We start from the raw sequence: 14,685 nt of genomic DNA, 5'->3' as shown, positions 1-14,685 counted from the left end.
GTCGTATTTAGGAGAGTCCAAATAAATGGACTGTGTCATGGCTAATGTCAAGCAAGCGGCAGTTCTGCAACCACCTGATTGAACGCGACTCGAGCTTTCTGAGCTTGCTCTGATAACTCAACTTTTTTCGCTTGAGCTGTACTTAGGTTGTTTTCAGCCTGCTCAAGTGCTTGTTGTAGGTTTTCAGGAAGCTCATGTGTTTCCATTTGTGCACCCTGTTCAAGAACATAAGCGCGGATTTCTTTCTTCACATCGGCAAGGGCTTTATAAGCTTCACGTTCAAGTTCTGCGGCTTCTTGTGCTGCGTCTTTCTCTTTCTCGAACTGTGCCAGTGCCATCCCTTCTGCCGACCATGGATCCATGTCTGGCAGCTCTTCGATGTTAATCGTCGGTTCGATGTAACTCTCTTGGTGACGTAAATCGAGGCTCGTTGCACGAACGGCTGAGATCATCAACATCACAGAGATAGCCAGTAGCGGTAAGCCACCAACAATCGCAGCCGTTTGAAGCGTGCTTAGACCGCCCAAGAACATCAGGATCGTTGGTAGGAATGATAGTGTGAATGCCCAGAACATACGGTTCCAACGCATTGGCTCTTCGGTTACGTTGTTCTGAACCACAGAAGCCAGAATGTAAGATATAGAGTCAAAGGTTGTCGCAGTAAAAATAATACACAACAGTGTAAATACGGCGATCACTAACGTGCTCATTGGCAGTTGTGCCAGCATCGAGAAGATAGCTTTGGTTGCGCCTTCTTCGTTTAGGATTGCAACGACATCTAGTTCACCAGATAACTGTAGGGATAAACCGTAGTTACCTAAAATCATGAAGAATAAGAAGCAGCCTAATGAACCAAAGAAGATAGAGCCTGACACCATTTGTTTAATGGTTCTGCCGCGAGAGATGCGCGCAACAAACAGGCCCATGCTTGGTGCAAAAACTAGCCACCATGCCCAGTAGAAAATGGTCCAATCTTGTGGGAAATGCGTATTTTCGAACGTACCGTAGCCGCCGAATGGTTCTGCCCACGTTGCCATCACAAAGAAGTTAGACAATAGGCGACCAATCGAATCTAGACCCGTCTCAAGCATGAAAATCGTTGGGCCAGCGATTAGGACGAATATCAATAGTCCCATTGCACCCCAGAAGTTGATGTTACTGAGGATCTTGATGCCTTTTTCCAAACCCGCATACGATGAGTATGCGAATATCGCAGTACAAACCAAAAGCACCATAACTTGAGTGACGTTATTTTTTGGTAGGCCGAATAAGTGGTTAAGACCTTCAGTAATAAGAGGTGCTGCTAAACCTAACGTTGTTGCTGCGCCACCTAATAGACCAAAGATGAATAGGATATCTACAACTTTACCTGCAACGCCGCGGCTATGGTGTTCACCCAATACTGGCATCAATGCACTAGAAATTTTTAGTACAGGTTGTTTACGTACATAGAAAAAGTAGGCAATGGGAATAGCAGGGATTAGGTAAATAGACCAAGCAATTGGACCCCAGTGGAATAAACCATAGGTCGCAGCCCAACGAACGGCTTCTTCACTGCCGGGTTCTAGTTGAAAAGGAGGTGATTGGTAGTAGTAAGCCCACTCGATACAGCCCCAGTACAAGATACTTGCCCCGATACCACCACAGAAAAGCATTGCTGCCCATGAAGCGGTTTTAAATTCAGGTTCTTCATCGGCTTCACCCAGTTTAATTTGTCCCATATCACTGAACACAACGTAAACCATGAAGGCACAAGCTGCGAGTCCAAGGGCTAGGTACAAGAAACCAAGCTGGTCTGTCATAAAGGTTTTAGCGATCGCGATCCAGTCTGCTCCTTGCGTCGGGAACATAATCAGCGGGAAGATGATCGTGAGTAGGAGTGCTATCGCACCAAAAAAGGTTGGCTTATCAATAAGCGCAAAAGAGTTTTTCACGAGTATTATTCCATTAAAATGAGATCGGAATTATGTCGTGAACTCGTTTTTTAGGACAAATCAGGTCTGTTGTCGTGACGACAAATCGATTTTTTGCAATGAAAGAGGCTCAGAGCAATAGGGTCTATGTAAGCAGTGCTGTGCAAACAATGAACGTGGTGCAGTGAAAGGAATGCCGTAAAGGAAAGTAAGGTTATATGAGAGCGAGAAGAATGCCACCAACCGTTGCCGCTGCGGATAAGTATTGCCCTGCTGAATAAGAACCATCGTCCTCTTCTTCAATCTTATCTGGGTGATCCATACCTAATGCGCCGTGAGCAAATGATTCAACCTTATCAGTAACTGTCGCGTTTTCAGCTTCGACTTTCTTGGCTTCTTTATCGATTTCTTTAAGGGCAGATAATAGGGCTTTGCCCTCATCGGAAAGCTTAACGGTATTTTGCTCAACCTTAAGAGGTGCAGGCTTGTCAGCTTCAATGCTTTTAGCTTGTGCGTTCATTTGCGAAGGTGAATACAGCTGAGTGTTACTCGTTCCTACTGGCGTCATATCGCTCTCCTTACCTATCCTTAAATATAGTATCGGCAGAGGTGTGAAAAACTTGTGCATTTAATCACCGTGGTGATGTTTTTTTATTCGCACAATATATCTTCGTCTGCTTAATCAAAACTGCTTGGTAATTAAGCAATTCCTATGCCGATATCAATATTTATCTTAGGGCGCGATTGAACAAGCTTTTAGTTTGTTAGATTTATGCCATACCTAAACCTGAACAAGATTAAGTCTGGATAGCGAGTTTAGTCGCACTTGAGATCGGATCCGCGCTTAGATAGGTGCTTGTATGCCTTCATTCGGTTCTCTTTCTTAACAAAGCGAGCCGGTGGCGAGAGAACTTCAAGCTGATAGTCACTGCTATCCGATGAGATCGCTTCAACTGGGCTGATGATGGCAATTTTCAAATCAGGGTTACGACGTAGAATCGATGCTGCAGTGCCTAAACCACCTTCGGTGTGGAACTTACCGGCCACATGAATCACCTGTTGGTCTGGGTTTGATGCGAGGTAATCAACAATCGACTCTGCCATGGTTTCGTCCCATGTTACTTGAGCCGCAAACTGTTTTTCTGTTTGCTCTGGTGTTCCGTGATGCATCGAAGCCATGAACTTTTCTTTATAAGGGCTATCGCCAGTATCCACTTCTGAAGCAATCCATTGACGCTGTTCCGTCGTTAGCTGATCTAGATAGGATAATCCTTTACGGCCGATACACTGTACAAAGGGTTTTGGTGCGTTTGCCGCAATGATATTGACGTCGTTGGTTTTAGCGAACTCCACTAACGCGCGGTAATCACTTTCGTAATTTGGCCAAGCAGCGGCTTGAGACATAAGAACTTGTTCGCCAATCTCATCATTTAGATATTGGTTTAATGTGTCTTGATGCTCTCGAGTGAATTGTTCCATTGAAAGCGCGATGTTTGATGTGGCGTTGCGGCGCACTTTTAAAAAATCGGTTTGGAAGCGATGGATTGCCGAGTGAGTGTGCCATTCGCCAATAAGAACCACATCAGCGTCAATCAGCTGTTTAGGTAATGCATTGAGAGAAAGCGCTTCGCCTTGTGGAGACGCGAATTGGTAGTCGTAGAATGTGGAAACGGCTTGCGTTTGCGTGTTAGCCACTTTTTGAGAAGTGTTGTTTGAAGGTTGATTAGCACAAGCTGTAAGCAGGGTAGCTAATCCGATAAGAATAATACGTTGCATGAAATGCCTCCTTGAAGAACACGCATACTAAAGGAGGCAAGATGAGATTTCAATGCAAACGATAATCAATATCAATTAAGTTGTTTGCGGTACACTCGTAGCATAAAGTCAGCTTCACAGTTGAATTGCTCTGAATCGGTGAGTTGTTGTTTAAATTCTTCACTCGCTTTCCAAGCAAACGGCGTCATCTGTAGCAGGTCGAATGCGTCTGACCCCGATAGTTCCATCATATAGTTTAGTTGCTCTTGGTGCTCAAGAGTAAAACCTTCGATCATCTCTGGATCTTCATCGTGCAAACGAACGCCATCATAAATCGCATCACGCAGCTGATAAAGGTGTCGGCTAGCAGGTGTCACGGTGATCACCACACCATTGTCTTTGATCGTGCGTTGCAGCTCTTCTGCCTTGCAAGGCGCGTAAATGCGTAGAATGCCGTCTAAGCTATTTTCCGCAAAGGGTAGGCGATGGCTAGAAGCGACTGAGAAGTCGACCGTTGGGTAGCGTTTAGCGGCGTATTTGATAGCAATCTTAGAGATATCTAGACCAAAAGTAGCGCCATTCTTTTCTTGAAGGTTTACCGCAATTTCATTGGTGTAATAACCTTCACCACAACCTATATCTAATAGGCTAGGGGCTGTTTCTGGCAGATAGCTAGCGCATAAACCAACAACGGCTTGGCGCATTGGATTGTAGTGGTTGCCTTCAAGGAAGCGGCGACGAGCCTGCATCATCTCTTTGTTGTCACCTGGATCTTTTGAGCGTTTGTGGTGTGCTGGCATCAAATTGACATAGCCTTCTTTTGCTAGGTCGAACTGATGGTTCTTTTCACACTTAAACGTACGATCGTTTTGAGATAAAGGTTGGTGACACAAAGGGCATTGGTAAGTCATTGCGAACTCGAGGTAGAAATTTCAAGTCCAAAATTTTAACAGGAAGCATAGTGGGGCGCTAGAATAAACGCAGCTGTCTTGGCTAACGGTAATCCGTGAATAGGTAGAGCCAGTTAGTGAAGAGATAGAGCCAACGTATGGTTGGCTCTATTGGTTATGAGCAAGTCACTGATAGAAACCGTGAACTCGGCTTCTAGCTAAAAAAGTTAACTTGGTTCTTTAACGACTCAGCTTGTTTTTGAAGTTCATCAGCACTGTGAGAGGTCTTAGCGCTAGTTTCACGGCTCTGCTGGTTGAGGTCGCTGATCGCATGTGCGTTTGCGGCGATTTCTTGAGAAACCTGAGCTTGCTCTTCTGATGTCGCAGCGATGGTTTCAGCTTGAGAAGCAATAGATTCAACTTGAGAGGCAATCGACTCTAGAGCCGTACCGGCTTCTTGCGCTTTATCGAGTACTTGGTTGGCATTCGATTGGCTTTGTGTCATCAGGTTCACGGCATTGTTAGTTGAAGATTTCAACTTCTCGATGATGCTCACTACGTCTTGCACTGACGTTTGTGTACGATGAGCCAATGTTCTTACTTCGTCAGCGACAACGGCAAAACCACGACCCTGATCACCCGCACGCGCAGCCTCTATCGCAGCGTTCAACGCAAGTAAGTTGGTTTGTTCTGCGATGTCATCAATCATCTTGGTGACGGTTTGAATGCTTTCGCTATCAGAACTCACTTGCTCGATGGCCGATGCTGACTTGTCTAATTGATCATTTAGCTGGGCAACATCAATACACACACCTTCAACGACTTCTAAACCTTTCTGGCTGTCTTCATTGGCAAGGCGAACATTTTCAGCAATGCTGTTCACTTGCTGTGCCACTGATTCAGCAGAGGTGGCCATCTCTTCAATGGCCGTAACGACTTGCTCAACCTGTGCTTGCTGGCGGTCAGACTGGCTCAGGTTGTGGCTGGCATCTTGTGACACACTGCTCGAGCTATTCTGAACTTGATCACTGGTCGTACGTATCTCGCCCACGAGTGTATTCAATTGAGCAGCCATGTTTGCAACGCCGGTATTTAGGTTGCTGATCTCGTTTTTTGTTTGCTTGCCATTGTTTGGGATATGCAGGCTTACTTCGCCTTTTCCTAAACGCAGCATGTACTCGTTTAACGTCGTTAGTGGCGTCAGTGTACGGTTTAACACGAAGGTTAACGCGACGATGGTAGCGGCAGCAATCAAGGTAGCAATAATAGCGATGAGCTCGAGTAATTCATCACTGCCCTTGGTCACTTCCTTGATAAAAGTACCGCCAAGTAGTTTCCAATCCCAACCAGGAACTTCAGTGTAGACGAGATACTTTTCGCCTACCGTTCCTTGGTACTCAAAAGGGTAGAGAATCAAACCGGATTGCTGTTCAAAGATCTGATAGAAAGGTTTGTTGCCGTCGTAGTCAGCAACATCAACAATCGATTTACCACCGCCAACGTTAGTAGGGTGCAGTAAGTACTGGCCTTGATGCTCTTTCTCGTTATCAACAATGATGGTGTATCCCGTATCCCCCCAAGAAACAGAGCGTAGAGATTCAAACAGGCTTTGAGTCGCCTCTTCTACTGGCAGACCAATGAAAGAGACACCGTTTACTTTGCCTTGAGCATTGGTCAAAGGCGCATAGTAGGTGATGTAACGTTGACCGAAGAGCTTAACTTGAGAGTAATAAGGCTGGCCATTTTTGAGTTTGCTATAGCCTGGATGATTTTTCCCTAGCGTGGTCGCAACGACTCGTTCGCCTGAAGGTTTTTTAAGAGAAGTAGAGACACGAATAAAGTCGTCGCCAAATGGGGCAAATAGGGTTGCTACGGCGCCGGTGTCGCGGGTAAAGCTATCAACGAGTTTAGTGTCATTTATTAGGCTCTCACCATATTGAGTCATGTTGGGAATTGAATGACCGTTGAACTCAACGTCATAACTTTCAACATAAACACCTGCTAGGTAACCGTTACGAAAAGTGGATTCTAAAACTTTAGCGGTATGCAGGTAAGCATCAAACTGACCAGAGATGGTTTTGGCCATCGCTTCTACTTTGGATTGGTGTTCTTTTAACGTGTTGTCTAATAATACCTGTGAGGCATTGCGGTACACGAGTGTTGCAATGGAGCCAAAGGCAATAAGCAAGCACAGCAAAATGACCAACTTAAGTTGGAAACCAACACTTTGATTTTTGTATTTCTCGAACATGAATTCACTATCCTGTCTTCATTGAGGTGTTGTTAAGTGGTTTTAAGGAAGTTTGTTATTGATCTTTCTATCATAGGTACTTATTTATCGGCAGTAATTGATAATAATTAATGAATTGATAGTTATATTTATAAACTAGAGTGATGAGAGCCATGTGGCGTGGAGTTAAACGAAGAGGTGATGGACTACGGGCTTGTGTTAAGACATTGATTACTAGACGGTACGTGTGAGGTTCGGGGCAATAAAAAATGCAGCGTTATGAGCTGCATTTTTTAATTCGATTAGCTAGAAGCTTAGTTCGAAGAGATAACCGTAATAAGCTGGTGGCTCTCGCCAGGCTGCAGCGTTTTACCAGCTTCTAGGCTTGGTGCGTGTAGTGTTGATTCTACACACATCATGGTTAGGTAACCGTTGTTTTGCATGTCGCCCATAGCTGTTGCGCCTTCCGCCCACGGGTTCCACAATACTGCAGAGTTATGACCGTGGTTCTCAACGGTTAGCGTGCGATCCAGCTTTTTGTCAGCAACAAAGATTTGCGCTTCTGGTTGTGTGTAAACGCGGTCAATCGTGTCGGTTAGTACCAGTTCAGAACCACCTTGGCAGATCTTGCCACCTTGCAGACTATCAATGTACTCAGCACCCATGCCAGTTGTGGTTGTGTTGTGAATATCACCTACATTTAGGTAAGTGTGCAGTGCGCCAGAGAAAGTCCATGGTTGTAAATCTGTGTTCTTCACGTCCAGCGTTACTTTTAGTTGGTCACCTATTTCAACATTCAGTCGAGCATCGAACTGATGCGGCCACACTGCCAGAGTCGCTTCGCTAGGCTTTAGGCCTAGGCTTACAATCACACCCGCTTCGCTTTCACGGTGCTCAACTAATTGCCATTCGCTTGAACGTGCAAAACCATGAGCAGGTGCAGCAATGCGACCAAACCAAGGCCAACATACTGGAATGCCACCACGTAAGGCTGTTTTTCCATCGAATTTAGCTTGTTGGCTCATCCAAATAAGGTCTTCTTGGCCTTGTAGTTGGAATGACACGACATGGCCGCCAAACAATGAAATAGCTGCGTTTGCTTTATCGTGGATAACGCGAACCAGTTTTACACCTTCGTGTTCAACGATAGTCACGTTATCAGAAAGTACAGTCAGTGCAGGTAGAGTAGATAAATCCATTACATGATCCTTCTAAGGAAATTGAATTCAAATGCTGACTAGAACAGTGCTTGTGATTTTATGAGTGACAAGCAGAGCCAGTATTGGAATTAAATTTTGCGTTTTGACTTAAGTTTTAGGTTTAGCTTTAGCTTAAGTGTGTGACTAGCCAAGGCATTTGGTGATCGGGGTCGAAGCCGCTTAAAAGATAGCAGGTATTAAAAAGGCGACACTAAGGTCGCCTTTTTCAAAGTCTGCTCAAAACAGTCTTCGCTAATGCTTATCTAAAGCTATTTCTAAAAAGAAATTACTTAGAGATGTGAGCGATTAGGTCAAGAACTTTGTTTGAGTAACCGATTTCGTTGTCGTACCAAGATACAACTTTAACGAATTTGTCAGTTAGAGCAACACCAGCTTTAGCATCGAATACTGAAGTTTGAACTTCACCGATGAAATCTTGTGATACTACTTGGTCTTCAGTGTAACCAAGAACGCCAGCCATTTCGCCTTCAGAAGCTTCTTTCATTGCAGCACAAATTTCTTCGTAAGATGCAGATGCTTTAAGGTTAACAGTTAGGTCAACTACAGATACGTTAGCAGTTGGTACGCGGAAAGCCATACCAGTTAGAAGGCCGTTTAGTTCTGGAAGAACAACGCCTACAGCTTTAGCAGCACCAGTTGAAGATGGGATGATGTTTTGAGAAGCACCACGGCCACCGCGCCAGTCTTTAGCAGAAGGGCCATCTACAGTTTTTTGAGTTGCTGTAGTAGCGTGAACTGTAGTCATAAGACCAGACTCAATGCCCCACTTATCGTTAAGTACTTTAGCGATAGGTGCAAGACAGTTAGTAGTACAAGAAGCGTTAGAAACGATGTCTTGACCAGCGTAAGATGCTTGGTTAACGCCCATTACGAACATTGGAGTTGCATCTTTAGAAGGACCAGTAAGAACTACTTTCTTAGCGCCAGCAGTGATGTGCTTACGTGCAGTCTCGTCAGTTAGGAAAAGACCAGTTGCTTCAGCAACTACGTCTACTTCGATAGCATCCCACTTAAGATCTTCTGGGTTACGCTCAGCTGTAACACGTACAGTTTTACCGTTAACGATTAGGTTACCGCCTTCAACTTCAACAGTACCGTTGAAACGGCCGTGAGTTGAGTCGTACTTAAGCATGTATGCCATGTACTCTACGTCGATTAGATCGTTAATACCTACTACTTCGATGTCTGCACGCTCTTGAGCTGCGCGGAATACGAAACGGCCGATACGGCCAAAACCGTTAATACCTACTTTGATAGTCATTGTAGTTGCTCCACAACTTAATTTCTGATTAAAGATAACTGGTAGTAAAATTACAGAATCCAGTATACATCTGCAATAGATAATCCGACTTAACTTGTTTAATGTCAAAAAAAAGCGACGCTTTTCTTAACAATTGGGCGTAAGTGGTTGAAAATTGACCATTGCAAGTGGCTCTGTACCCTTCCAGTTGGGTAAAATACCCCTAAATGATGATTCACTTATGAGTGTATATGTACAATGTTTCCTGGTGAGAAAGTATGTGCTACAAAACGACTGATATGCAAGCCTTTATAGAAAAAAGTAAATATAATAACTGAGAATGTGGAGAGATATTAACGTGGTTCAAAAGGGAGGAAATATGATAAAGCCTGATGAATACTGGCGTGAGCGCCTAACGGACGACGAATTTGCTGTGTGCCGTGAACGTGGTACTGAAGCCCCATATAGCGGTAAGTTACTGCACAACCATAACACTGGTGTCTATAGCTGCACATGCTGTGAAAGCCCTTTGTTTCTGTCGGATAACAAATATGACTCTGGGTGCGGTTGGCCAAGCTTTGATGCCCCAGTAAGTGATGAAGCGGTACGCTATATAGAGGATCTAAGTCACGGAATGAAGCGTGTGGAGATCCGTTGTACTGCATGTGATAGCCATTTAGGTCACGTTTTTCCTGATGGCCCGCAGACAACAGGTGAGCGATTCTGTGTTAATTCTGTGTCGTTAATTTTCAACAAAAATGACAAAAGTACGAAATAACTTGTAACTATTGTTTAATCCTTACAGGTCGTACTTGTCGATTAAGGACTATTGAACAGCCCAAGATTTCAGAATTAACTCTAGTACAAATAAAAACAGCTACCATGACGGTAGCTGTTTTTTTATGCATTAAGAAATCAAAACTAATAGTTCGGCACTATAGACGCGGTGTAAACGCCGTCTTCAATGGCTTCGACAATCTTTTCAGCATCATCATTGAATTGTTTGTATTGAGGTTTGTCGAAACGATACAGCACAGTGAGCTCAGCTTCAGAAGCAATGGGCACATCAAAGTCTTTGGCAACCATTGCCCACACATACGCTTTTTCCATATGACCAAGGCTGTGGTTGATACTGGCCATCGACTTGAAGATTTCAGTGTTGACGACCGAACCATTTGAAAGCGTTAACGCATTATTGAGTAGCTTAAGCGTTTTTGCATGATCACGGGTGGTATAGAAGGTTGCTAAGGCATATTGCATTTCTGCCGTATTTAACGCTTCTTTCCCTTCTAGCTGTAAGAAACTGCGCCTTGCATTGGTATCCCCAGTTTGCGACCACAAGAAGTAAAGCGTTTCCGGTGTATTGGATTGCGATAGTTCATCTACAATACGCTCAGACTCTTCGATGCTATGCATTAAAGAGGTAAAGCGACGCTCTTGCAGCTTAGATTGGTCAATCGTCTCGATCTGCGCCGCAAGCTCTAGGCACTTTTTGTACGCCGTGACTAATTTGAACTCTTTAATCTTATTGGCTTCTGAGGGTTGCTTCTGAACTTCAAATCGATGCCAGATGAGGTCGGTTCGTGCGACGCGACATTGCCCATCGTTCATGTTCAATTCCTGACACTGCAGCCCCGGATTACTTTGACAGAGTTGATCGGTATTTTTATTTCCTTCAAGACACCCAACCAGAGTGAAAGGTAATAGGCTAATTGCCAACCGTTTCATCATTTTCATATTCCTTCACTTGTGATCGAATGCACTTATTATCGGTCAGGTTCTTGACTCAATTCTGTTACGGGTTATTTTCTGGTGAAAATTGTTAAAACTAAGGCTTTATCATGGATGCAGAACAACTTCTTAGCGCAATGACACCCGAGGTCTACGAACGTTTAACTTACGCCGTTGAGACGGGTAAATGGCCAGAAGGTACGGCGCTCTCTAAAGAACAGCGCGACTCGTGTATGCAAGCCGTTATGTTATATCAATCTAAACATAACTCCGAAGCTCAACATATGACAGTTGCAGCTGGTGGTGATATTAGCTTTAAATCTAAGTCTGAGCTTAAGAAGCAATTTAAGTCAGACCAAGAAGATATTGTTAGGGTTAACCCGAATCATTAGGCTTAAATTACAACAAAGGGGTGGCACTGTGCCACCCCTTTAGCTATTAAGCCGTTTATTTATAAGCAATAAAACGATTTAGTTCACGTTAAACGCCTGCGATACCCATGAAACGACTGGGTTAATGCGAAGGTTTTGGTTAAACGTATAGCTAAACCTCTGAACCTATAGCTCTAAACCTCTAAACCTATAGCTAAACAAGCTTATAAACTCATCTCACCGCGCAACACTTGTTGCATTTGATCCTTCACTTGTTCGTAGCTTAAGTTTTGGCTCAACAGGTAATGTAACTTCGCCAGTGCCGCTTCTGGTGTCATATCGTAACCACTGACAACTCCAGATTCTGCTAGTGCGCAACCCGTCGCGTAACCACCCATATTGACTTTACCCGCCAAACACTGAGTTAGGTTCACTACAATCACACCTCGTTCTGATGCGTCTTTTAAGTGCTGAAGTAGCTCTTGATTTTGTGGTGCGTTACCAACACCAAAAGTAAGCAAAATCATTGCGTTAACAGGTTGTAGTAGCGTGTTGCGAATCACCTCATGTGAGATACCTGGGTACATAGTGATTACGCCGATGGGTTGCGGAGTAATATTATGAACCTTGAAAGCACCTTCAGGTTGCTCGTTTACCTTAACGTTATTGCTGATCTGGATATTGATACCCGCTTCTAGCAATGGGGTTAGGTTTGGAGAGGTAAACGCATTGAAGCCATCTGCGTGTGATTTTGTGCTGCGGTTACCGCGCATCAACTTGTTGTTGAAGAACAGTGTCACTTCGTTGATCGGGTAGTTCGCTGCAATGTGCAGAGCATTCAGCAGGTTTGCTTGTCCATCTGAACGTAACTCTGCCAATGGGATCTGAGAGCCCGTAACAATCACAGGTTTGCCGAGGTTTTCCAGCATGAAAGACAGAGCAGAGGCGGTGTAAGCCATTGTGTCTGTACCGTGTAGGATAACGAAACCATCGTACTTATCGTAGTTCGCGCGAATATCATCAGCGATAGTCTGCCAATCAAGTGGCGTCATATCTGAAGAGTCCATTAATGGAGAGTATTCATGAATGGTGTACTCAGGCATTTCTGGGCGATGGAATTCAGGCATGCCAGCTAGCTGCTTATCCATAAAACCTGCGACAGGGACATAGCCGTGGTCCAAAGACTTCTGCATGCCAATTGTGCCGCCGGTATACGCGATATAGATGTGTTTTCTTTCCATGGCGATTAATACTTAGTGTGATATAGGGAACAGGGGGGCGATTATAGCGAATTATCATGCAATAAAAAGAGGCGCCTCACACAGAGGCGCCTCTTGATAACAAAGCGTGAGCTTATCTTATTGAACTTGGCAGTTTAAGCAAAAAGCGTATCGGCCTTGTGGGTCGTTAAAGTTGCCTAACAGCTGGCTATCTTGAGCTAACTGCTGAGTAACAGGTTGTAAACTGCTTGGAATCATTGATTGAATATCAAAGCCTATCGACATCTGAACTTGATTCATAAATTCTTGAATAAATTGTTCAGTCGTTGAAAGTGGTTCTTCTACCCAGTAGATGTTGTAGGTTTCAAGCTCCGCAAGTGAAGCCGCTGCTGCAATCGCATCATCAAAATCACCAATTTCATCGACTAGACCTTTCTGGATTGCATCTTGGCCAGTCCATACTCGGCCTTGAGCGATCTTGTCGACAGCATCGACTTCTATGCCGCGATTCTCTCCAACTAGGCTAATGAATCGGCGGTAACCGTTTTCAATGCCCATTTGGAACGCATCTTTCGCGCCGTCGCTAAGCCCAGTCGTAATACCAAGACCAGAGAAAGGTGACGTACCAACGCCATCAGTGTAAACACCAATATCGTTCAACCCTTTTTCGAAAGTTGTGATAACACTAAAGATACCAATCGAACCAGTTAAGGTCGTTGGTTGAGCCAGGATTTTGTCCGCACCCATCGAGATCCAGTAACCACCCGAAGCGGCAAGGCTAGACATAGAGACAACAACCGGCTTGCCCGCTTGCTTGATCGCTTCAATTTCATTGCGAATCACTTCTGAAGCAAATGCGCTACCGCCTGGGCTGTCTACACGAAGTACAACGGCTTTTACTTTGTCGTCGTTGCGCGCTTGGCGAAGTAGTGCTGCTGTCGTATCTCCCCCAACGGTGCCACGTGGCTGCTTACCATCCATAATTGCGCCGCTAGCAACAATCACAGCAACATCGTGCGATTCACTTGTTAGGTCTGGAAGCATGGTTGTACGGTACTCGTAGTACCCAAACGCGTTATAGCTGTCTTGACCATCACTGCCGAAGACGTCAGCAAGCTCTAGTCGTACTTGCTGGCGAGTTGCCAGTTCGTCAACTAAACCAAGCTTCTCTGCCAGTTTTGCGATATCGCCATCAACCGACTCAAGGTCTTTTAAGAAAGAGTCCATGCTTGGGTTCAAGGTTTTAGCATCGATCTGACGGTTGTTGCTTACGTCATCAACGTACGCGCCCCATAATTGGCCTAACCAACGAGAAGCAGATTCTTTCGCTGCATCTGACATGTCGTCACGAATGAAAGGCTCGATAGCTGACTTATAGGTACCAACACGGAATACGTGCGTGTTGACGTCTAGCTTCTTTAATAACGTTTTGTAGTAAAGCGAATAGGCGCTGTAGCCTTTAAGTAGAACCCCACCATCTGGTGATAGGAAGACTTTAGTTGCGTAGCTGGCTAGGTAGTATTGGCTTTGGTTGTAAAAGTCACCCACCGCATAAATTGGTTTGCCAGTTGCTTTGAACTCGTTGAGTGCTTTAGCAATGTAGCGAAGCTTGGTTAGATTGGTTTCTGGCAGTTCTTTGAGTGCTAAAACGATACCAGTAACGTTGTCATCGTCTTTGGCGTAGCGAATCGTTTCAACAATATCAAACAGGACGTTCTCTTTTGGAAGGTCTTTGCCAAGCAGTGAACCCGTGACCGAATCCATCGGGTTGATATAGCGACTTTGCTCCACGATAGGACCAGACAGGTTAAGTACTAAAGCCGATTCCTGTGGAACGGTGGGCTGAGCTGTGTCTGAGTGGAAGTATACAAAGTAGATGATGGCGATACTGAGTAAAAAGAAGAGGTTAACGAGCGCAAGACGCACAAACGTGATGAGCTTCCAAATCCCTTTAAAGATCATACCTATAAATTTGAATATCTTTTTCATTATGTCTCCGCAGTGAGATCACGTGGCTTTAACAAGCAACAGTACTATTAATCTCAATAATATGAACTGCTTAGTATCCTACGATAATTCCCTAGCTCAAACTACACCAAGAATTGTTAATCGATA

12 protein-coding genes are annotated in these 14,685 nt (G+C 44.5%); 2 read left to right on the top strand and 10 right to left on the bottom strand.

Going from position 1 to position 14,685, the window contains the following annotated elements; all coding sequences use genetic code 11:
• Positions 1–47 precede the first annotated feature (47 nt).
• The 7 genes from L3V33_RS09525 to gap all read right to left on the bottom strand — a co-directional run bounded on the left by L3V33_RS09525 (position 48) and on the right by gap (position 9,269).
• Positions 48–1,934, bottom strand: coding sequence for a BCCT family transporter (locus L3V33_RS09525; protein ID WP_065204971.1), 1,887 nt, complete (start codon positions 1,932–1,934; stop codon positions 48–50).
• Positions 1,935–2,127: 193 nt separating this feature from the next.
• Complete coding sequence (locus tag L3V33_RS09520) at positions 2,128–2,481, bottom strand: hypothetical protein (RefSeq protein WP_004734101.1); 354 nt, start codon at positions 2,479–2,481, stop codon at positions 2,128–2,130.
• A 248-nt stretch (positions 2,482–2,729) separates the two neighbouring features.
• Positions 2,730–3,689: a ChaN family lipoprotein gene (locus L3V33_RS09515; protein WP_237290299.1), complete on the bottom strand. Its 960-nt coding sequence runs from the start codon at positions 3,687–3,689 to the stop codon at positions 2,730–2,732.
• Positions 3,690–3,760: 71 nt separating this feature from the next.
• Positions 3,761–4,579, bottom strand: a complete 819-nt coding sequence (gene rlmA, locus L3V33_RS09510) for a 23S rRNA (guanine(745)-N(1))-methyltransferase (protein ID WP_237290298.1) — start codon at positions 4,577–4,579, stop codon at positions 3,761–3,763.
• Between the two features lie 193 nt (positions 4,580–4,772).
• Entirely contained in the window at positions 4,773–6,809 is a 2,037-nt protein-coding gene (locus L3V33_RS09505; protein ID WP_237290297.1) for a methyl-accepting chemotaxis protein, read from the bottom strand.
• Positions 6,810–7,102: 293 nt separating this feature from the next.
• Complete coding sequence (locus L3V33_RS09500) at positions 7,103–7,987, bottom strand: D-hexose-6-phosphate mutarotase (RefSeq protein ID WP_237290296.1); 885 nt, start codon at positions 7,985–7,987, stop codon at positions 7,103–7,105.
• Between the two features lie 286 nt (positions 7,988–8,273).
• Complete coding sequence (gene gap, locus L3V33_RS09495) at positions 8,274–9,269, bottom strand: type I glyceraldehyde-3-phosphate dehydrogenase (protein ID WP_026012234.1); 996 nt, start codon at positions 9,267–9,269, stop codon at positions 8,274–8,276.
• 319 nt (positions 9,270–9,588) lie between these two features.
• Here gap and msrB point away from each other — a divergent pair, with 319 nt between their 5' ends.
• The gene (msrB, locus tag L3V33_RS09490) at positions 9,589–10,026 is read left to right on the top strand and encodes a peptide-methionine (R)-S-oxide reductase MsrB (RefSeq protein WP_017072517.1); all 438 of its coding nucleotides are present in this window, start codon (positions 9,589–9,591) and stop codon (positions 10,024–10,026) included.
• Between the two features lie 143 nt (positions 10,027–10,169).
• On the opposite strand, the gene L3V33_RS09485 is transcribed toward msrB, so the two are convergent.
• Positions 10,170–10,976 carry a DUF2989 domain-containing protein gene (locus tag L3V33_RS09485; protein WP_237290397.1) on the bottom strand — a complete coding sequence of 269 codons (807 nt, stop codon included), beginning with the start codon at positions 10,974–10,976 and terminating at the stop codon, positions 10,170–10,172.
• 113 nt (positions 10,977–11,089) lie between these two features.
• On the opposite strand from L3V33_RS09485, the gene L3V33_RS09480 reads away from it, so the two are divergent.
• On the top strand, positions 11,090–11,371 hold the full coding sequence (locus L3V33_RS09480; RefSeq protein ID WP_017092496.1) for a DUF1315 family protein: 282 nt from the start codon (positions 11,090–11,092) through the stop codon (positions 11,369–11,371).
• Between the two features lie 203 nt (positions 11,372–11,574).
• Here the strand turns inward: L3V33_RS09480 and ansA are convergent, their stop codons facing one another.
• A complete protein-coding gene (ansA, locus tag L3V33_RS09475) occupies positions 11,575–12,591 on the bottom strand; it encodes an asparaginase (RefSeq protein WP_004734091.1) in 1,017 nt (338 codons plus the stop codon).
• A 117-nt stretch (positions 12,592–12,708) separates the two neighbouring features.
• Positions 12,709–14,559: a signal peptide peptidase SppA gene (sppA, locus tag L3V33_RS09470; protein ID WP_237290295.1), complete on the bottom strand. Its 1,851-nt coding sequence runs from the start codon at positions 14,557–14,559 to the stop codon at positions 12,709–12,711.
• Positions 14,560–14,685 lie beyond the last annotated feature (126 nt).

It is taken from the genome of Vibrio sp. A2-1, from assembly GCF_021728355.1.
In the GTDB taxonomy this organism is placed as follows: domain Bacteria; phylum Pseudomonadota; class Gammaproteobacteria; order Enterobacterales; family Vibrionaceae; genus Vibrio; species Vibrio splendidus_K.
This window is presented reverse-complemented; position numbering and strand designations above follow the sequence as displayed.